Genomic DNA, 20,427 nt, shown 5'->3' on the forward strand with positions numbered 1-20,427 from the left:
CGACAGAAGCAGTGATCTTTGTGACATAGTGAAGCTGATTCTCTGAAGGCAAGAGCATTATGACGTCAGCGCGCGAGGGGATATTGCGTGATCTATGCTTGGATTGACGGCGTAAAGCGGCAACCGATCGCCAAGGGCGAGCGTACCGCCTGTAAGGATTGTGGCGGGCTCCTCACCTCCGTCATGCCCGCGCAGAACGTCAAGCACTGGCGGCATAAGGCGGGCGATTGCGACCGCTGGGTCGAAGCCGAAGGCCCCTGGCATCTGGGCTGGAAAGAGCGGTTCGATCTGGGATGCCGCGAAATTGGCCTATATGACGCCGCCGCTGGCGAGTGGCACCGCGCCGACGTGCTATGTGGTGCCGGCACGCCCAACGCGACCGTGCTGGAGTTGCAGCACTCCAGCATTAGCGAGCAGGAGCGCATGGAACGGGAGGCCTTCTATCGCCAGAAACACCGCATGTTCTGGCTCGTCCACCTGCATGATGAGCATAGCTTCACCGGTACCAGCTTCCGCCTCTCCCTCGGCCTTGGCGCGCGCACCGCGACCGTGGACGGCCACAATTTCGAGATCGTGCATTTTGCATCGCGGAGTAGCCAGTTCATTGAGAAATGGAAGCGGTCCACCGCGCAAGTCTTTTTCGACTATCAGGGCCATATCTTCTATCTCGCCAACGAGAGCGTCGCGGTGCGGGCCAACGGCGGACAGCCCCTCAAGAAAGGCTACTTCGCCTACTCCCGCCTGACGTCGGAAGAATTCATCCGCGCCGTCCACGGGGTGCGTTAACACCATGGCCGAGCAAGGCACCGGCCCGATGGTCGAAATGGGCCAAGGCCTCGACAGCTATATGGCCGCAGCCGACGAAACCGCGGCCGAACTGCTGGCCGGTGACGGCGGCTTGGTGGCCGCCCTCCGGCGCTATGACGATTATCTACGGCGGGACCTCTGGGCGCATGTGGCGCGATCATCTACCATCGGCTTCATCCTGCAAATGAACGCCTACATGGTGTTTCTCGCCGGCGTTCGAATGGCCTTGAGCGGCCATGCGGCCGCAGTCTTTCCCCTCCTTCGAACCGCCATAGAATCCGCTTCCTACGGCTTGCTTATCGAGCGCGATCCCGTCCTCGCCGACGTATGGACACACCGCCATCGCAGCGCAGTCGACAAAAGGGCCTGCCGCAAAGCCTTCACCTTCGATCAGGGCATCGTACACTTGAAGGACATGGCACCCGACGTCTACGACCTCGCTAAGCTCGCCTATGAAGGCGCGATTGACTTTGGCGCGCATCCGAATTTGAAGGGCGTTGCCGGCCACCTCTCGATCGACGAGAACCGTCCGGACGGCATGACCGCCGTTACCCTTACCAGCCTGTATGGATCGGGGCACGTCGAGACTGTGCGCGGCCTTTGTGCCTGCCTCGATTTCGGGTTTCCGATCATTGGCATGATTGCCCTCGCCACGCCCGATCCTGGCAAGGATCGGATAACGCGACTGATCATGGAACTGCAAGCGCTCAATGACCTGAAGAACGACGCCGTTGCGCCCTATCAGCGCCCTGAGTAGCTTTCCGCACCCGTAGGTTACCGCCGGCCTGTCAAGCTGGCACCACTGATTTGCGTGATCGCCGGAATTGCTTCGGTAAGTGACCGGCAGGTTGTATGCCGGAAGCCGTCAAACAGTTGGTTCCTAAAGAATGACCGCTAAGTCCCAGCTTCCGCCCTCGCGGTCGGTCGCGCACGCCCAATGAACGAATGTCCGAAGTTAGGAGACGAGCAAGGTGGTCTGAACGTCCATTTGTGGGTCGACGCGGCCGCTTGAGCTCAACTCAAGCCGTCGGCGTTTCGGCCACTTGCTCAGTCGCATCAAGGATCACCGCGGCCGCATCCGCTGGCGCATCCCACATCGGAAAGTGGCCACTGCCTTCGAACCAGTGAAGTTTGGCGGTTGGAAAGGCGGCTTGCGCGCGCGCAGCCTGCCTTGGGAGGCAGAGCCGGTCGTGCCTGCCCCACCCGATGACGATCCGGCCAGTAGTGGCGGCAGCGGGCCCGGTTTGTTCAGGCCCCGTTGCGAGGTTGTCGACCAGCGCGTCGAACGTCGGCGTCGTGCTGAGACCCTCTAGTTCTGTCGCGACCATCTGCCCGTCAAGCGCCCATGGACGCGCGGAGAGTTGGGCGAGGAGTGCCGTGCGCGATGCCGCGTTCCGGCTCAGTCCGGGCAGACTGGACCGGATTGCCCTCAGCAGGCGACCGGACGCGCCGATGGTGATCCTGAAGAAGGTCCGCTCCCAGCCGCGCCAGAAGCCGCCAGGATCGAGCGCGACAACATTGCCGACAACCCCGCGCCGCGCGAGCTCGAGCACGATCCGCGCACCCATGGAGCTGCCGACGACGTCTACGCCGGCTAAGCCGGCGCTCGCGATGTACCGCTCGACGCTGCCGACCAGACCTTCGAACGTCCCGCTATCCTCTTCCGCCGGCGTGGCACCGTGGCCGGGAAGATCGATCGCGATGACCTTCCGCGCGGCACTAAGCGGGTCCAGGATGGTGCCCCACGATCGCCAGCTCCCGCCAAGGCCGTGGATCAGGAGTAGCGTGCGTCCAGAGCCGCGCTCGATTTTGTTCATGCTGTGTCTGCCTCGTCGCTATGAAGTGCTCAACGAGCACGGTCAGTTCGCGGGCCCGGCCACCATCGATAAATTGGCGTGAAGCTCAGCGCGCAGACCTGCGCACGAGTTGCTTTCGGGCTGAAACGATCTGCCTCGCCAAAGCAGTGCGCTTGACCTGCAACGGGAGACTGCTTCCAAGCAGCGATACTCGCCCAAACCGTCCGCAAATGGGTCCTCGCGGCCGCAAGTCTGCCGGGTAGGTCGCGCGGCAGCCTTTCCTCGTTCAATTCGCTCCCAGCCGCCTATCTGCGGACCTTTCAGCGAGCGACCGGGTGGGCGCGAGCCGCGACCAAGAAGGCGAGGTCCCAAACGATCGCACCACCCGCAGCGCGATGCTCTGCCTCGATCCGCTCTGCCAGCGTGTCGGGGTCGATCTGCTCCACGGTGGCGATGCCCCGCTCGATTATTCGCGGCAGCATCGCCTGCATGAGTGTCGGGAGGAAGGAAGGCTGGTTGGGATTGAGCAGGATGGCTTCGCCGCGCGCCTCTTCGACCGAAAGCCCCAAGTGCTGCATCAGTTCGGCGAGCCGGAGCGCCAACCCCACATCGCCTCCTTCTGCTGCAACTGTGCTCCAGTTCCAGTCATAAAGCTGGCGGTGCAACGCAAGGTCCCCAAGTCCTGCGGGAAGGGCGGTGCGTGCATGTTCCTGAAATGCCAAGACGGCATTAGGATTGGCTATCGCCGCTAGCCGCTCCAATGTCTTGGCGGCATCCGGTAGGTACATCAGAACGCGACGGGCGACGATCGCGTCAAAACGTCCGAGATCGGGCAAGTCATTCGAAAGATCGACCACGCGGTACTGGATGTGCGCGATACCCAAGTCCGCGTCGGTTGCTCGCGCAGCCGCCAGTGCCTGTTCGCTACGGTCAATCGCCACGACCTCGCCGTCTGGCCCGGCAAGCCCAGCCACAAACCGACTGAGGTCACCATTGCCGCAACCGACATCCAGCACCCGGGCACCGGGAGTTATGCCGATGTCGCCGAAGAAGCGGGCGCTGGGGGCATTGGCCGGGTTGGGCGGGGAGTGCCGACGTGAGTGAGACATTGTCACATGATACAGATGGTCGCGCGCGTGCCAAGCCAAACTTCCCGCGGGTTCGGACAATCACGGACACGACGCGGAATGGCAGACCTACTTCTTGATGCGATGAACGAGTGTCCGAAGCTGCGGAGCAGGAAAGGGGGCCTGAACGTCCGGTAGTGGGTCCTCGCCGAGGCAAAGGGCGGGGCAGCTCCTGGCCGAAGTCGGCCGTTCGCCGCGAGGGCGCCAGGGCGGCTTCTGGTAAAATCGGCCGACAGTGCGCTGTCTAATTCGGAACCTGTCGACACACCAGTCCACCGGTTGACACGGAAACGGCTGCCTCCTCGGTATGCGGCCGCATGATGCGGCCGGCCGGCACCTGTGGCACTATCGTGAGATAGCCCGATCCGTTGAAGCCAGGGCTGCCACCGTCTCGCCGGTGTGGATCAGGTCGGAGTCAGTGATCCGCGAACGAAGGGCGGCACAGGCGATACGGTCGGTTATTGATTCTTCAACGCTGGCGGGCGGGGGCGGAGCCGCCGCCCGCCGCGATTTCAGGCCGTCAGGTCTAGGACGATGCGACCCTCGATCTGGCCCCGGCGCATTCGGTCGAACACTTGATTTACCTTGGCGAGCGGGGCGGTGGCGACGGTCGCCTTGACCTTGCCGTCGGCTGCGAAGTCGAGCGACTCCTGAAGGTCCAGCCGGGTGCCGACGATCGATCCGCGCACGGTGATGCCGTTCAGCACCAGCCCGAAGATGTTGAGCGGAAAGTCACCCGGCGGCAGGCCGTTGAGCGCGACGGTGCCGCCCCGCGCCATCATGCCCACGGCCTGCGCAAACGCCTTTTCGCTGACCGCCGTGACGAGCGCACCCTGCGCGCCGCCGCCGGTCTCGCGCTTGATCGCCGCCGCCGGGTCCGCCTCGGTCCGCGCATTGACGGTGACCTTCGCGCCCAGCCGCCGTGCGAGGTCCAGCTTGGCGTCGTCGACATCCACCGCCGCGACATTCAGGCCCATAGCGACTGCATATTGCACCGCCATATGGCCAAGCCCGCCGATGCCGGAAATGACCACCGTGTCGCCCGGTTTGGTATCGGTCATCTTCAACCCCTTGTAGACCGTCACCCCGGCGCACAGCACGGGCGCGATCTCGGTGAAGCCGATATTGGCGGGCAGATGGCCGACGAAATGCGGGTCGGCGATGACATAATCTGCAAAGCCGCCATTGACCGAATAGCCGGTGTTGAGCTGGCTCTCGCACAAAGTCTCCCACCCGCCCAAGCAATGCACGCAGTGGCCGCAGGCGGTGTAGAGCCAGGGTACGCCCACCCGGTCGCCTTCCTTGATGTGCTTGACGCCCTTGCCGACCGCCGAGACATAGCCGACGCCCTCATGACCCGGAATGAAGGGCGGGTTGGGCTTGACCGGCCAGTCGCCTTCGGCGGCATGCAGGTCGGTGTGGCACACGCCGGATGCCTGGATCGCGACCTGGATGAGGCCGTCGCCGACCTCCGGCACGGGGACTTCATCGATCGTCAGGGGTTGGCCGAACGCGCGCACGACGGCGGCCTTCATCGTCTTCGCCATGGTGTTTCTCCTGTTGGATGATGATGAGGCAGGGATGGGCGCACCCGCCGACCCCTGCCTTGGACGGGTATCAAAAGAAGCCGAGCTTCTTGGCCGAGTAGCTGACGAGCAGGTTCTTGGTCTGCTGATAGTGATCCAGCATCATCCGGTGCGTCTCACGCCCGATGCCAGAGCGCTTGTAGCCGCCGAACGCCGCATGCGCCGGATAGGCGTGGTAGCAGTTGGTCCACACCCGCCCCGCCTGAATCGCACGGCCCATGCGGTAAGCGCGGGTGCCGTCGCGGGTCCACACGCCCGCACCCAGGCCGTAAAGCGTGTCGTTGGCGATGCGCAGCGCCTCCTCATCGTCCTTGAAGGTCGCAACCGAGACGACGGGGCCGAAAATCTCTTCCTGGAAGACGCGCATCTTGTTGTGGCCGCTGAGCACGGTCGGCTTGACGTAATAGCCCTCCAGTCCCTGGGGCCGGTTGCGCGCGCCGCCGGTCAGCACCTTGGCCCCTTCGTCACGGCCGATGTCGAGATAGCCGAGGATCTTGTCCATCTGCTCCTGCGAGGCCTGCGCGCCGACCATGGTGGCGGGGTCGAGCGGATCGCCCTGGATCATCGCCTCGACCCGCGCGACCGCCTTTTCCATGAAGCGGTCGTAGATGGATTCGTGGACGAGGGCCCGGCTGGGGCAGGTGCAGACCTCCCCCTGGTTAAGCGCGAACATCGCAAACCCCTCGATCGCCTTGTCGAGATAGTCGTCATCCTCGGCGGCGACATCGGCAAAGAAAATGTTGGGGCTTTTGCCACCCAGCTCCAGCGTGACAGGGATCAGGTTTTCGGCGGCATAGGACATGATAAGTTGGCCGGTGCCGGTCTCGCCGGTAAAGGCGATCTTGGCGATGCGCGGACTCTGCGCCAGCGGCTTGCCCGCCTCGACGCCGTATCCGTTGACGATGTTCAGCACGCCCTCGGGCAGCAGGTCGGCGATCAGTTCCGCCAACACCATGATCGAGGCGGGGGTTTGCTCGGCGGGTTTGAGCACCACGCAATTGCCCGCCGCCAGTGCAGGCGCGAGTTTCCAGCAGGCCATCAGCAGCGGGAAGTTCCACGGGATGATCTGGCCGACGACACCCAGCGGCTCATGGAAGTGATAGGCGACGGTGTCGTGGTCGATCTCCGAAATGCCGCCTTCCTGTGCGCGGATGCAGCCCGCGAAGTAACGGAAATGGTCGATCGCCAGCGGCAGGTCGGCGGCGGTCGTCTCGCGGATCGGCTTGCCATTGTCCCAGGTCTCGGCGGTGGCGAGCAGCGACAGATTCTCCTCCATCCGGTCGGCGATGCGGTGGAGGATCAGCGCACGTTCGGCGACGCTGGTGCGGACCCAGCCATCCTTGGCCTTGTGCGCGGCGTCGAGCGCGAGTTCGACATCGGCGGCCTGGCTGCGCGCGACCTGACAGATTACCTGCCCGTCGATCGGCGATCGGTTGTCGAACCAGCGCCCTTCGACCGGATCGACCCAGCGGCCGCCGATGAAGTTGGGATAGCGCTGTTTGAACGGCGCGGTGCGGGCCTTGATGGCTTCCTGGATCGTCACACACTCTCTCCTTGGTCTGTTATGGGCCAAGGCTCTGCCTGTGCGGGCCTCGCGACAAGGTGATCCGCGACGAAGTGCGGGCGAAGTGATGGACTTTCCGGAATCGAGGCGTAGCATGTGTCGCACGGCGCGACGCCAAAGCTGCGCCAGTGTCGCAAATTGCGACAATAGGAGAGGGTGCGGCGATGGACGGCGCCGGGATAGAGCAAGGGCGGCGAGCCTATTTCAACGAGGGGCAGTTGCCGCTGGAAAGCGTGCGCCAGCCGGTGCTGCGCTCTTGGCTGCGCTGCACCGACATGGGGCTGGCACAGGGGCGGCCGCGTGGTGACGGGCCGCTGAGCGAAAGCGAGTTGAATACGCTGCGCCAGCGTCGCGAGTCGCTGCGCCGCCTGTGCCGTCCCGAGCTGGAAATGCTGGCGGGGGAGGCGCGCGATACGGGCAGCGTCGTAATTCTGGCCGATGCGGACGGCATGATCCTCGACACGATCGGCGACACCGGCTTCCTGTCACGCGCGGCGCAGGTGGCGCTCCGGCCCGGCGTCTCCTGGACCGAGGCGAGCACCGGCACCAACGCGATCGGCACCGCGATTGCCGAGCGTCGTCCGATCGCCGTCCATGGCCCCGAGCATTTCTTCGCTGAACACGCGGTTTTAAGCTGTGCGGCGACGCCGATCCTCGATCCGCGTGGCGCAATCGTCGGGGCGCTCGACATTTCGGGGCCATCGGCGCGCGGCCATGGCCATGCGCTGGGGCTGATCCGGCTGGCGGTCGACCAGATCGAGCATCGGCTGTTCCGCGACCGGTTTGTCGATTGCCGCGTGCTGCGGATGCATGACGATGCGGCGATGCTGGGCACCGCGCGCGAGGGGATATTGGTTTTCCGCAACGACCGGCTGCTCGCCGCCAACCGGCGCGGACTTTCGCTGGTCGGGCGCAGCTGGGACGCGCTGGACGATGCGGCACTCGGCGAACTGGTCGACATTCGGGGGCAGGCGGCGCGGGGCCGATTGCGCCTGGCCAACGGCGCGACACTGATTGGCGGCTGGGATGCCGAAGGGCGGGGCGGCGGCGTCGAAATGCCCCCGACCGTTCGCCCATTGGCCGATGACCGGGCAGAGGCGATCGACGCGGCGCTGGCGGTGCATGACGGCAATGTCTCGGCGGCGGCGCGGCAACTGGGCGTCCACCGCAGCACCATCCACCGGCATCTTGCCCACCAGCGCTGAGGCGGCACGGCGCTTTAACCATCGTCAATGCGGAGGCCGCGTCTCTTCGTCACCAGGGGGGCGAAGGAGAAGACTCGTCATGAATCGCAACCTGCTTCAAGGCAGCGTCGTGCCGTTCGCGCGGCGTTGGCACATCATCCAGGAAATCGACCTGATCCGCTTGCTGCAGGAGCATCGTCGTCGGCTGGCGCTGTGCGAGCACGCGCCTTGCCCGATCGCCCCGCGCCGCGCTTCTGTGCGCTGGTCGCGGAGCGGTTACCCTTGGAGGACTATTGCGCAAGGTAGGCGTCTGCGGCGTCCGCTTCCAACCTCCATTCAGCGCAAATCGTTTATTTCAAGCGATCGCCGGGCGACTGCTGCTTCCGCGATGAACAAATGGCGGAAATTGGGACGGGGGAGGGAGCCCGCACATGGCCACTTGTGGGTCATTCCGAATGTGATCCGAAGAAGGAGAGTTGCCGAACGATGCCATTGAGCGCAGCCGTGCAACCCTGGGCGCGACCGATATCGTGATCGGTGCTGGCAGAACTCCAGAACATGTCTAGCGGCCACCGTTCCGGGCAATGCGCGATCAGGCACCGTAGTGCGAGCCGCACTTCGATAGTGTCGACCTTTCCCTTGCCCGATCTAGCGGCGGCTGCGCGCAGGATGTGAAGTGACAAGTCGATGATAATCCGCTGATGACGCATGACCGATCAATGGAAGTCGCGCGATTTGATCCGCACTACCTGCTCAGGATCTAAGCCGTTGTCGTGCGGTGGCCAGTAGCTGTCGCGCGGACCAGGCCGCCAGCCGGCATCGCCCCGGTCGGGCGACCCGGCATGGCGAGCGCCGTCGCCGCGTCCGGTGGCGTGTGGAAAGTCCATCTGCCCGACCTGAGCAAGAAGCCCGCCATAGTCGATGATCCGGTCGCAAATGACGTGCGTCACTAGCCCCTCGCGTTGAACCCGACCCTTCATTCCGATCATGGCGGCCGACATGACGGTGCGGCGCTGTGCTTCAAAACGATCAGGCCACAGGATGCCGTTACCGATGCCGGTTTCGTCCTCGATGGTGATGAAGAGGACGCCCTTGGCGCTGCCGGGCTTCTGTCGGACCAGAATGATGCCCGCGACCTCTACACGGCGCCCATCCTTGATGTGGGCTAGATCGGCGCAGCGAACGATGCCGCGCCGGGTCAGGTCTCGGCGCAGGAAGGTAAGGGGGTGCGCCCGCAGCGAAAGTTCCAGCGCGCGGTAATCTTCCACCACTTCGCGGCCCTCAGTCAGCGGGCGAAGCGACACGTCGGGCTCTAGTCCCTCCGGGCTGAACGAGGCCGTCCGAGTATCGGCGGCAGCGAATAGGGGCAGGGGAGCCTCGCTCAGCCCCTTCACCTTCCATAGCCCCTGACGCCGGTCCTCGCCCAACGCATGGAAGGCATCCGCTTCGGCCAGCCGTTCGATCGCGGCCCTCGGAACGCCGGCACGACGCCAAACCTCCTCAACCGAACCAAAAGGTGCGTCCCCCCGTGCGGCGACGATCGCCGCCCCGTGGGCATTGGCCAGGCCGCGCACCTGCCGCAGTCCCAGCCGGACGGCAAGGTATCGCCCACGCGACGATTCCAGCGTACAGTCCCAACGACTGGCGTTGATGCAGGCGGGCCGAACCTCGACGCCGTGTTCGCGCGCGTCTCGAACGATCTGTGCCGGAGCGTAGAATCCCATCGGTTGGGCGTTGAGCAATGCCGCGCAGAAAACCTCGGGATGATGGTGCTTCATCCAGCAGGAAGCATATGCAATCTTGGCAAAGCTGGCGGCGTGGCTCTCGGGGAAGCCGTACGAGCCGAACCCCTCAATCTGCTTGAAGGTGCGCTCGGCGAAGTCGCGGGGATAGCCGCGCGACACCATCCCCTCGACCAGCTTGTCGTAGAAGTGGCTGACACCGCCGGTGAATTTGAAGGTGGCCATCGCGCGGCGCAACTGGTCGGCCTCGACCGGCGTGAACCCTGCGCCGACGATGGCGACCTTCATCGCCTGTTCCTGGAACAGCGGCACGCCGAGCGTCTTCTCGAGCACGGCGCGCAGTTCGGGACGCGGATAGTCCGGCTTCTCGCGTCCCTCGCGGCGGCGCAGATAGGGGTGGACCATGTCGCCCTGAATGGGACCCGGCCGCACGATCGCCACTTCGATGACGAGATCGTAGAAGCGGGCTGGCTTCATGCGCGGCAGCATCGACATCTGCGCCCGGCTCTCAATCTGGAAGGTGCCGAGGGTGTCGGCCTTCTGGATCATGGCATAGACGTCCGGATCGTCGTCCTGCAGGTCAGCCATGCCGATACGGACGCCTTTCGCCTCTTCCAGCATGTTGAACGCGCGGTTCATGCAGCCAAGCATGCCGAGGCCGAGGACATCGACCTTCATAAACTTCAGCGCATCGATGTCGTCCTTGTCCCATTCGATCACCTGCCGGTCGACCATCGCGGCGGGTTCGATGGGTACGAGATCGTCGAGACGATCGTGCGTCAGGACGAAGCCTCCCGGATGCTGCGAAAGATGGCGCGGCACACCGATCAGCTGTCGGGCCAGTTCGAGCGCCAACCGCAGGCGCCGGTCGTTCATGTTCAAGCCGAGTTGGTTGACCTGCTTCTCGCCGACGCCTTCCTGACTCCATCCCCAGATGAGGCCAGCCAGCGCCTTGGTCAGGTCTTCGGGCAGGCCGAGCGCCTTGCCGACCTCGCGCACCGCGCCACGTGCCCGGTAGCGGGTGACAACGGCCGTCAGCGCGGAATGATTGCGACCGTACGTTTCATATATCCACTGGATAATCTCTTCACGCCGCTCATGCTCGAAGTCGACGTCGATATCGGGCGGTTCGCGGCGCTCGCCGGACACGAACCGTTCGAACAGCAGTTCGTGTTTTATCGGATCGATGCTGGTGATCCCAAGGACGAAGCAGACGCAGCTGTTGGCGGCAGATCCGCGTCCTTGGCATAGGATGCCCCGCCGTCGGCTCTCAGCGACGATGCTGTTCACCGTCAGGAAGTACGGCGCATAGCCCAACTCGCCGATCAGCGTCAGTTCGTGGCCGATCTGCTGGCGATATGCGTCCGGCACCCCGTCGGGGAACATTCGTTCGACCGCCGTCTGCGTCAGCTGTTCGAGGGCCCCCTGGGCGGTCAGCCCATCGACGACGCGCTCATGGGGATACTGGTAGCTGAGCTGACCCAGATCGAAGGTGCAGCGCGCGGCAATTTCGGCGGTGGCATGGATTGCGTCGGGAAAGGCCGCGAACCGGCGTTCCATCTCGTCGGGCGATTTCAAATGCCGGTCGGCATGGCGTTCGCGGCGAAAGCCGAGCGTATCGACGGTACATTTTTCGCGAATGGCGGTGACGACGTCCTGCAGCAGCCGTGCTTCCGGCGCATGATACAGGATGTCGCCAACAGCGACGGTCGCCACATGCGCCGTCTTTGCCTGTGCCGAAAGCTCGTGGAGACGCAACGCATCGTCCGGACGCCGGCGGAACGTCAAGCCCAGATAGCCGCGATCGGCGAACGTCGCGCTCAGTTCGATCAGATGATCAGCTGTCCCTGCGTCGGGTTCGAACGGCAGCAGGATCGCGATCAGCCCCTCGTTCCAGGCGACGACGTCAGACCAACCCAGCGTACAGCCGCCCTTACCGGCGCGTGATTTCCCAAGTGTCAGTAACCGGGTCAACCGGGACCACGCAGCCTTGTCGGTCGGGTACAGAAGCAGCGCCCGGCCATCGGTCAGATCGACCCGTGCGCCAGGTATCAGACGAACACCGGTCGCCTTCTGCGCTTCCCATGCCCGTACCAAGCCGGCGACGCTGCCTCGGTCGGCGACACCCAGTGCGCTGTGCCCCTGCAATGAGGCTGCGGCGAACAGTTCGTCTGGGCTGGATGCGCCGCGCAGGAACGAGAAGTGGCTGGTCACCTGCAGTTCGACATAGGTCGCCATCAGCCGAACATCCCGTGCAGATACCAGCTGAGATCGCCGGTCGCCTGATCGACGCCGTCGCCTCGGCGGAACAGCCAGAAGCGGGCGCCGCTATCGTCCTCGACCTGGAAATAGTCGCGGACCGCCCAGACCTCCCCGTCGCGCCGCCACCATTCGCCATGAATGCGTTCGGGCCCATCCCCGGCTACAACCGCGTGAACCTTGCCACGCCATGTGAACCGGCGCGGTGGCGCGTCAGGCAGTAGGGCCAGGACACCAATGAGTGGCTCGGGACGCGCCAGCAGTCTCACGGGCCGCCGCCACGCGGGCCAGCCGTGCGGTACATCGAGCGGCGATACCCGACGCACGGCCCGCTCGGGTACGTCGCTTTCGATCGGTGCTAGTGTGAAAACCGCAGCCTCGCCGACCCGTCCGGCGATCTGGTCGACCAGCATCGCGACATCGGGCACGGCATCATCGCCGGCGAGGTTCACCGCCAGCGCAGTCGCACCGAGTGGATCGGTACGCGGTGCGAAGAGACGCATCGCCTCGATACCGTCGCCCGGATCGATCCGTTCGATTCGCAGGTGGAAGAGCCGGGCAAGGTGGGTCGCATCGCGCGTCGCGCGCGCGGTGCCTACGGAGAGGCGCTGTTCGCTGCCGTCGATCCGCTCGATGGTGAGGACAAGCGCACGTGCGCCGCGTCCCTGCTCCCGAAGCTGACGGACGATATCAGCGAGCAGATCGCCGATCACCTGTTCGATCGCGTCCGCCGTGCCGACCGGTTCGAGGAGGCAACGGCGCGTTGCAGGTACTTCTTCCGGCACCACCGGAGCGAACGGTTCGGGTACGCGACCCAGCGCCTCATCCAGGCGGCGCACGCTTGAGATGCCCAATCGCCGGGCCAACGGGCCGCGCGGCAGCGGCAGCAGGTCGGCGATGCGGTCGAGGCCGAAGCGGTTGGCCGCCGTTACTGCTTCGGGCGTCAGACGTAGGGCAACTGGCGGTAGTGACGCCAATGCCTGCGCTTCCTGTCCGTTTGGAATCACGGCGACAGCATCGCTTCCGAACCGCGCAAGGGCATGCGCGGCTCCAGGTGTTCCCGCTACCGCGACCCGCCCGGTCAGACCGAAGCGTCGGCAGAACCGAACCAGCCGCTGGCAGAAGCGTGCTTCGCCACCATGAAGATGCGCGGCACCGGTCAGGTCCAACCACAGGCCGTCCGGTCCGCTGACCGCCGCGATCGGCGTCCAGTGCCGCACGGCATGGTGCGCCAGATCATCCAGCAGCGCCAGATCCGCATCCGGATCGCCAGGACGAATGTCGAGATCGGGAATAAGGGCGCGGGCCTGCGTCACTGCCATGCCCGGGGTCAGGCCCAATGCAAGTGCTGCCGGACAGGCTGCTGCGATCACCTGCCGGTGACCAATCTGTTCGCTGAGGATTAGCGGTACGTCATGCGTGACAGCGGGCGGCGGTGGCGCATTGCGGATGCCATTTGGGGAAGGTCGCTTGAACGGATGCTCCGCAGCCTCGGAACGCCGGCCCAGTTCGCGCATCTGCGGTCGCTGATGGAGCGGTAGTGCGGCCACCTGCTGTTCGATCACCGCACGTGACGTTTCCTGCGCCCAGCGGGCACCAGGACGCCATCCGCCGCCCCGCGGGACCGAACAGGCACCGGGGTCGTCGTCGATCGGAAGCTCCGGCGCGACCTGTGGTTCAGGCAGCGCGCGCGGTCGCTCCAGCCGCCGCAGTCGCTCGATCGCGAGATGCGGCAGGTAGAGCGAGGCGACCCGTGTCATCGCACGCCTCCAATTCCATCGTGAAACCCGGGCCGCCACGCTGGCGGGCCAGCTCGACCATCCAGCGCGCACGGCCGACGCCGGGAGCCGGCAGTCGGGTGGACGGCGCGCTGGCAATCCGCCACCGGGTCATCGCGGCCGACAGTTCAGTGAGCGGACATACGCCCTGACGCCGCCACCGCCGCGACAGCAAGGCCGGCGTGTTGCCGGTCACCGCCGCCAGTTGCAGCCGCCGCGTCGCGACCATGTCGGCGCGCTTCACTTCGCCGACAACCGCAGCCAGTCCGCCGTGGCGAAGGCCGTCCTCCATCACCGCCAGAACGTCCTTGTCCTCACGGACCTCGGCGAAGAGTAGGGTCGCAGGGTTCAGCCCGGCCTGTTCAAGGCCTGGAGCATACAGATCGAACCGCGTCAGCGCCCACAGCACGCGCCTCCCGCTACGTGCGGCTGCGCGTGCCGCGACGCCGACAGCGAAAAGCGTTGCAGCGGCGTCGTCGGTCAGCGTCGGGGTAGTCGATGTCACTTCGTGCAACCCGTTCAGTGCAATGCCGCCGTCCGTCAGTCGCGCGTCGAGTGGATCGATATCGAACGGCAGCACATCCGTTTGACCAACCCGCACGTCCCCAATCGCATCACGCAGACGCGCCAGTATCTGGGCTGAAGGGGCTGTTGCGGACATGGCTGCTGCGACTCATCTGTTCGCTATATGTTCTCTTCATTCCGTTGTCGGGTCAAGTCATCGAGATCGGTAACGTACGGTCAAAAATGGGACGAAGGAGTGACGAACGGTCGATAGGGTCACCAGCGCCTAGCCTCGCTGCGTCCAACCCACCAGAAAGTGGCGTTGGGTGACTGCAGGGTTCAGCAAGAGCGCCGGCCCGTTAAGCAGCTGGAACGTTTCTTATAAGACGTCAGCCCTCCACACGACCCGCCCGACAACGTCCAGTTCGTCCTTGCCAGCATGATCATCGGGAATGGCCCGGTTGTCCGCCATCAGCACGAAGCTCCCATCGGGTTTGGCACGGACGCGCTTGACCGCGATCATGCCCTGGACGGCAACGACGTAGATCTCGTCCTGCATTGCGATCCGGTCCTGGGCCCGGTCGACGAGGCACAGCGTGCCATGGCGCAGCGTCGGCTCCATGACGTCGCCCTGCATCTCGAAGGCAAAGACCTGGTCGAAGCGACCGCGGATCATCGGCTCGATCCGCTCGCGCCGGAACGGCTCGAACCGCGGAGTGGCGGTGGTGCTGGGGCCGCCGACGAGCTCGCTGAGGTCCATCAGGGGCACGAACACCTGCCCGAACTGCTCAAGCACCGTTTCAAGCGTCGGCAGCGGCACGGCGCCCTCGGACGGGTCCTCGGTCTCGCCGATGAGATAGGCCGGCGTGGTGCTCAGCTCACGGGCGATACGGTGGAGGTGCGAAGTCCGCTGCGAAGCGCCGGATACAAGCTTGGCGATGGTGGGCTGAGCAAGGCCAAGCCGCCGCGCCAGTTCGGCCTGCGACATGCCGACTTCGTCCATGCGGGCCTTCAGGCGAGTTGCGAGCGTCATCCCGTCCATCTATCACTCCAGTTATGGCGCGCTACTGCATAGCGGCTATTGACCAATGTATTCCTGTGGCTAATAGTACGCCTATGCAGACGCTACCTCCCGACTCCGGTCACCTCACCCCGCACGAAGCGCTGCTGGAGGCGGTTCGCATCGCCGGCGGCCAGAACAAGATCGCCGCCGTATGCGACGTCAGCCAGCCTTCGGTGTTCCGTTGGATCCACAAGCACNCACCTCACCCCGCACGAAGCGCTGCTGGAGGCGGTTCGCATCGCCGGCGGCCAGAACAAGATCGCCGCCGTATGCGACGTCAGCCAGCCTTCGGTGTTTCGCTGGATCCACAAGCACAAGCAGGCGCCTGCCGCCCGGGTGCTGGCGATCGAGGCGCGTACCGGTGTCTCGCGTCATCTGCTGCGGCCCGACATCTATCCCCGCGATGGTGCGGCAGGGGCGGTGGTAGCGGCTGTGCCGGGCGCCGTCGCATGTAATCCGGGCGGTGTTTTCTATCGCCCGCATACCGCCAACGATAACTGCTGCTGTCCCTGCCATCGGCGGGACTGATCCGCTGAACCTCTGACGACCGACCGGCGGTGCCGGTCGCATTGCTGCTCTACCGCCTCCCGCTCTTCCGACCTTCCCCATTCCCAGCCACCCGGTAGCAGGATCCCATGCGCCCCGATCTGCTGTCCGATGTCACCACCAGGCTGATGGCCGAGTTCGGCTTCGTCACCAATGGTGCGTGGCTGCAGAAGGGCCGCTGCCCGGAATGCTCGAAGCGTGAGGTCTACGCGAAAGCCGAGAAGCCATGGCTGTTGAAGTGCGGGCGTTTGGAGCGCTGCGGATGGGAGGTTCACGTAAAGGACCACTACCCTGAGCTCTTCGACCATTGGTCCAACCGCTATCAGGCCAGCGACAACAATCCGACGGCGGCGGCCGACGCCTATCTGCAGCACGGCCGTGGCCTGTCGCTGCTTGGCATCCGCGATGCCTACACGCAGGAGTATTTTCGCCAGGGCGACATCGGTTCGGCCACGGTGCGCTTCGCGCTGCCGGGCGGCGGATGGTGGGAGCGGCTCATCGACCAGCCCTCGCGCTTCGACCGCAAGGCCCGCTTCGCGCCCGGCAAGAGCTATGCGGGTCACTGGTGGGCACCACCATGGCAAACGATGCCCAAGCTCGCTGGCGCGCTCGAGATATGGATCTGCGAAGGCATCTTCGACGCGATCGCGCTGAACAATACCGGTGTGACCGCTGTCTCGGCGATGAGCTGCTACAACTACCCGGCGCTGGCGCTGGCCGAGCTGCGCAAGGCGATCGCTAACGGGCCGACCCCGAACCTGCGGCCCAAGCTCATCTGGGCGTTCGATGTCGGCAAGGCGGGGGCCGAGTACACCCGCCGCTTCGTGGCACAGGCCCGGCTCGAGGGTTGGGAATGTGGCGCGGCGCAGCCGGTGGCGGAAGGCGAGGGTGGCAAGCTCGACTGGAACGACCTCGCGCTACGCGACAGGTTGGGCGCCGACAAGCTCGACACCTACCGCTGGAATGGCGACATCCTCATCGCCGGTACCGCCATCGACAAGGCGCATCTGATCTGGTGCCGTGAGGGTTGGGCGAGCTTTCCGTTCACCTTCGAGACGCGGCAGTTCTGGGCAAGCTTCGATGCCGCGCGCATTGCCGAGACCATTGCCTCCTATGCCGACAACCCGCAGGTCCGTGACCTCGACCCCGAAGCCAAGCGTGAGCTGGCAGCCCGTGAAGCAGGGCTGGTCCGCGAGATCGCCAACTGCACCTTCCGGGCACTTTACTATCAGCGCGACGAGGCCACCGACGACAGCTGCTACTATCTTCGCGTCGACTTCCCCGTCCGCCAGAACCGCATCAAGGGCACCTTCTCCGGCGCGGCGCTCGCCGCCGGTGCCGAGTTCAAGAAGCGGCTCATCAGCCTCGCTCCGGGCGGCATCTGGACCGGCACGACCCAGCAGCTCGACCGGATCATGCAGCGCCAGCTGGCGGGCATCCAGACCGTCGAGGCGATCCACTTCACCGGCTACTCGGCCGAGCATGGCGCGTACGTCTTCGGTGACATCGGCGTTGCCAGCGGACGGGTCGTTACCCGCAACGAGGACGACTATTTCGAGTTCGGCCGCCACGCGGTGAAGCTGCGCTCGAACGAGCAGCTGCTGCGCCACATCCGCTACGATCCGGACCAGCTCAACACCCAATGGGTCGAGCCGCTCATCACCGCCTACGGCCCTAAAGGCCTCGTCACGCTTGCCTTCTGGTTCGGGGCACTGTTCGCCGAGCAGATCCGCGCCGAGCAGCAGAGCCTCGCCTTCCTCGAGATCACCGGTATTCCGGGGTCAGGAAAATCGACGCTGATCGAGTTCTTGTGGAAACTGTACGGCCGCGCCGGGTTCGAAGGGAACGACCCGGCCAAGACCACCACCGCCGCGATGGCGCGGATCCTCGGCAAGGTCTCCAACATGCCGGTCGTGCTGATGGAGGGGGACCGCGACGCCACCACCCCGCACGCCAAGCGGTTCGAATGGGACGAGCTAAAGACCGCCTATAACGGCCGCTCGGTCCGCGCCCGGGGCGTCGCCAATGGCGGCATGGAGACCTTCGAGCCGCCGTTCCGCGGCGCGATCGTCATCGAGCAGAACGATCCGGTCAACGCGTCCCCCGCCATCCTCGAGCGGATCATGCACATGGAGTTCGACAAGACCGGTTGGGGGCCGAACACCAAGGCGGCGGCCGAGACGCTCGCGCGGATGCCGATCGAGGACGTCTCCGGGTTCATCGTCCATGTCGCCCGGCGCGAGGTCGAGCTGCTCAAGGTCTACCGGCAGAGCTTCCACGCGGCCGAAAAGGTGATGCTGGCGCAGCCTGAGGTTCGCAACGGCCGCTTGGCCAAGAACCATGCCCAGCTCGTCGGCATGCTCGACGCCCTGGCGACCGTCGTGCCGATTCAGTCGCGCGACCACCAGGCCGCGCGGCACCTCATCGAGCGGATGCTGCTCGAGCGGCAGCGGGCGATCGCGGGCGATCATCCGATGGTCGAGCTGTTCTGGGAACGGTTCGACTACATCCAGGGCTGCGAGCCGCCCGGCTTCAGCAGTCCGATCGACCACAGCCGCAACCCGGATGTGATCGCGGTCAACCTTACCCAGTTCGAGCAGATCTGCGGCGAGCGGCGGCTACCGCTGCCGCCGATGCTCGAGCTCAAGCGCCACCTCAAGACATCGCGCATCCGCAAGTTCGTCGGCGCCAAGACCGTGAACTCGCGCGCCGACCGCATCCTGCATTGCTGGTGCTTCGAACAGGCGGGGAAGGGGAGTGCCCATGAACGCTGACCGCCTTCGCATTTTGCCCGACTGGCCCGCGCGGATGACCGCTGACGTCGCCGCGACCTACATGGGCGTGTCCAAGACCACCTTCCTTAACCGCTTTGGCACATGTGGCGTACGCGAGGGATCGAACGTGCTTTGGGCACGGATCCAGCTCGACCGCCTGATTGCCAAGCAGTTCGCTATCACGCAGCTTCCGCAAGGAAACGGCGGAGATGACAGTTGGGACGACTTACGTTGAAGAATGTCACCGAACGCAAAGGCTTGCTGTATTTCCGGCGCAAGGTCGCCGGGAAAGATACGTACATCCGACTACCGGCGATCGACGGTCCCGACTTTGCCGCTGAATATGCTCGTCTTTCGACACCGGATACCGATCGACCGCGGCCAGCGGCAGGAAGCATGTCGGCGCTGGTTCAAGCCTTTCGCGCCAGTCCGGAATTTCGTGCGCTCGGATCAACGACTCGCACCAACCAAGCCCGCTATCTGGATATGATCATGTTGGAGCATGGCCATCGCAGCGTAGCGGGCGTTCGGCCGGCCCATGTCTACCTGATGCGTGACAAAATGGCTGATCTTCCGGGCAAGGCGAACGCTTGGTTAAGCGTGTTTCGTTCCCTCATGAGCTATGCCACCCGTCTCGACCAGCGCGCCACAAACCCTGCTTCGGGGATTAAAATGCTTCCGTTGGGCGAGCACGAGCCATGGCCGGCCGATTTGCTTCGGGTTGCTTTAGAAGAAGCGACACCCATGACCCGCCTCGCGATCGTGACCGGCCTATGTTCAGGTCAGCGGGTCAGCGACTGCATTCGGATGCAGTATGGATGGATCGATAGCGGCATCATGGAGCTGAACCAGCAGAAGACGGGAAAGCTCGTTGCTATTCCAATGCACGGGTTCTGGCTCGACGAGCTCCAGCAGCTGCCGCGTAGGTCCGTCACGCTTCTTTACGAGCGCAGCGGTTCCCCGTTTCAGACAACCGGAGCGATCCAAGCCCGACTTCGAGACCTGATGGCCAGTCGCGCGGTACGCGAAGTCCATGCGGACCTTGTGGCCCGCGAACTGATTGCAGCCGACTCCACCTTCTCGTTTCACGGGCTTCGGAAAAATGCCTGCTGCTACCTTCTCGAATTGGGGCTCAGCGACACGGAAGCAGGAAGCATTCTCGGCATGTCGAGCGAAATGGTGCGACATTATGGGAAGCGAGCCAGAGCGCTCATGATCGCCCGCGGAGCCGCCGAACGAGTGACCGGGGGCAAAATCATTCCGATGGCGGGGGCAACTCCCCTCAAGCGACGTTCGGAAAATGGCTGATTTCTGCGCTTGGTGACCCCTACGAGAATCGAACTCGTGTTTTCGCCGTGAGAGGGCGACGTCCTAACCGCTAGACGAAGGGGCCGTTTGCGGGAGGGGCGCTCGTACGCCGCAATGCCGGTGCCGTCAAGCGGCGAGCGGTACCCTGACCGACGAAATCACCGGCAGGAGAGTTTTGATTTGATACGTATACTGTTCATCCCAGCGAAACCTTTCGATCGATCGCGCTTTGATCCGGCTGAACCATTCACCGCAAGGCGCTTCCCATGGCCAAGGCCGTTCCCGTTATCCTCTCGCTGATCCCGCTCGCTGCCGTGATCGGCGCCTGCGTGGCCTGTCCCTGACCGCCGTCGCGCTTTCGTGCGAAAGGCAAAGAAAAAGGCCGCTGG

At 64.6% G+C, this 20,427-nt stretch carries 16 protein-coding genes and 1 tRNA gene; 8 read left to right on the top strand and 9 right to left on the bottom strand.

Annotation, left to right across the window (positions count from 1 at the left end):
- Nucleotides 1-87 precede the first annotated feature (87 nt).
- Nucleotides 88-786 (top strand): competence protein CoiA family protein, encoded by a 699-nt coding sequence (locus tag ASE67_RS11445; RefSeq protein WP_055760964.1) that lies wholly within the window; start codon nt 88-90, stop codon nt 784-786.
- Nucleotides 787-790: 4 nt separating this feature from the next.
- Complete coding sequence (locus tag ASE67_RS11450; protein ID WP_200922209.1) at nt 791-1,564, top strand: hypothetical protein; 774 nt, start codon at nt 791-793, stop codon at nt 1,562-1,564.
- Nucleotides 1,565-1,826: 262 nt separating this feature from the next.
- Here the strand turns inward: ASE67_RS11450 and ASE67_RS11455 are convergent, their stop codons facing one another.
- The 4 genes from ASE67_RS11455 to adh form a co-directional block, all read right to left on the bottom strand.
- Nucleotides 1,827-2,624 carry an alpha/beta fold hydrolase gene (locus tag ASE67_RS11455; protein WP_055760968.1) on the bottom strand — a complete coding sequence of 266 codons (798 nt, stop codon included), beginning with the start codon at nt 2,622-2,624 and terminating at the stop codon, nt 1,827-1,829.
- A 299-nt stretch (nt 2,625-2,923) separates the two neighbouring features.
- Complete coding sequence (locus ASE67_RS11460; RefSeq protein ID WP_082457076.1) at nt 2,924-3,712, bottom strand: class I SAM-dependent methyltransferase; 789 nt, start codon at nt 3,710-3,712, stop codon at nt 2,924-2,926.
- A gap of 530 nt (nt 3,713-4,242) precedes the next feature.
- Nucleotides 4,243-5,277: a zinc-dependent alcohol dehydrogenase gene (locus ASE67_RS11465; RefSeq protein WP_055760973.1), complete on the bottom strand. Its 1,035-nt coding sequence runs from the start codon at nt 5,275-5,277 to the stop codon at nt 4,243-4,245.
- Nucleotides 5,278-5,347: 70 nt separating this feature from the next.
- Complete coding sequence (gene adh, locus ASE67_RS11470) at nt 5,348-6,859, bottom strand: aldehyde dehydrogenase (RefSeq protein ID WP_055760976.1); 1,512 nt, start codon at nt 6,857-6,859, stop codon at nt 5,348-5,350.
- A gap of 185 nt (nt 6,860-7,044) precedes the next feature.
- On the opposite strand from adh, the gene ASE67_RS11475 reads away from it, so the two are divergent.
- Together ASE67_RS11475 and ASE67_RS18400 are read left to right on the top strand one after the other, a co-directional pair.
- Nucleotides 7,045-8,085 (top strand): sigma-54-dependent Fis family transcriptional regulator, encoded by a 1,041-nt coding sequence (locus ASE67_RS11475; RefSeq protein WP_055760980.1) that lies wholly within the window; start codon nt 7,045-7,047, stop codon nt 8,083-8,085.
- 79 nt (nt 8,086-8,164) lie between these two features.
- Entirely contained in the window at nt 8,165-8,560 is a 396-nt protein-coding gene (locus ASE67_RS18400; RefSeq protein WP_162236338.1) for a hypothetical protein, read from the top strand.
- A 220-nt stretch (nt 8,561-8,780) separates the two neighbouring features.
- On the opposite strand, the gene ASE67_RS11480 is transcribed toward ASE67_RS18400, so the two are convergent.
- From ASE67_RS11480 to ASE67_RS11495, 4 genes are all read right to left on the bottom strand, one after another.
- A complete protein-coding gene (locus ASE67_RS11480) occupies nt 8,781-12,044 on the bottom strand; it encodes an error-prone DNA polymerase (protein WP_055760983.1) in 3,264 nt (1,087 codons plus the stop codon).
- Complete coding sequence (locus tag ASE67_RS11485) at nt 12,044-13,630, bottom strand: Y-family DNA polymerase (RefSeq protein ID WP_327196675.1); 1,587 nt, start codon at nt 13,628-13,630, stop codon at nt 12,044-12,046. The genes ASE67_RS11480 and ASE67_RS11485 overlap by 1 nt, the downstream gene beginning before the upstream one ends.
- A gap of 112 nt (nt 13,631-13,742) precedes the next feature.
- Entirely contained in the window at nt 13,743-14,504 is a 762-nt protein-coding gene (locus tag ASE67_RS11490; protein ID WP_082457079.1) for an ImuA family protein, read from the bottom strand.
- Nucleotides 14,505-14,726: 222 nt separating this feature from the next.
- Nucleotides 14,727-15,389 (bottom strand): XRE family transcriptional regulator, encoded by a 663-nt coding sequence (locus ASE67_RS11495; RefSeq protein ID WP_055760990.1) that lies wholly within the window; start codon nt 15,387-15,389, stop codon nt 14,727-14,729.
- Nucleotides 15,390-15,647: 258 nt separating this feature from the next.
- Here ASE67_RS11495 and ASE67_RS18850 point away from each other — a divergent pair, with 258 nt between their 5' ends.
- The 4 genes from ASE67_RS18850 (at nt 15,648) to ASE67_RS11515 (ending at nt 20,038) form a co-directional block, all read left to right on the top strand.
- Nucleotides 15,648-15,938: a transcriptional regulator gene (locus ASE67_RS18850; RefSeq protein ID WP_443025577.1), complete on the top strand. Its 291-nt coding sequence runs from the start codon at nt 15,648-15,650 to the stop codon at nt 15,936-15,938.
- A gap of 107 nt (nt 15,939-16,045) precedes the next feature.
- A complete protein-coding gene (locus ASE67_RS11505; protein ID WP_055760995.1) occupies nt 16,046-18,730 on the top strand; it encodes a toprim domain-containing protein in 2,685 nt (894 codons plus the stop codon).
- Entirely contained in the window at nt 18,720-18,965 is a 246-nt protein-coding gene (locus ASE67_RS11510) for a hypothetical protein (protein ID WP_055760998.1), read from the top strand. The genes ASE67_RS11505 and ASE67_RS11510 overlap by 11 nt, the downstream gene beginning before the upstream one ends.
- Nucleotides 18,962-20,038, top strand: a complete 1,077-nt coding sequence (locus ASE67_RS11515) for a tyrosine-type recombinase/integrase (protein WP_055761001.1) — start codon at nt 18,962-18,964, stop codon at nt 20,036-20,038. Before ASE67_RS11510 ends, ASE67_RS11515 begins: the two co-directional genes overlap by 4 nt.
- A gap of 10 nt (nt 20,039-20,048) precedes the next feature.
- On the opposite strand, the gene ASE67_RS11520 is transcribed toward ASE67_RS11515, so the two are convergent.
- Nucleotides 20,049-20,123: transfer RNA gene (locus ASE67_RS11520), tRNA-Glu, on the bottom strand.
- Nucleotides 20,124-20,427 lie beyond the last annotated feature (304 nt).

The sequence above is a fragment of the Sphingomonas sp. Leaf23 genome, assembly GCF_001421585.1.
GTDB lineage: Bacteria > Pseudomonadota > Alphaproteobacteria > Sphingomonadales > Sphingomonadaceae > Sphingomonas.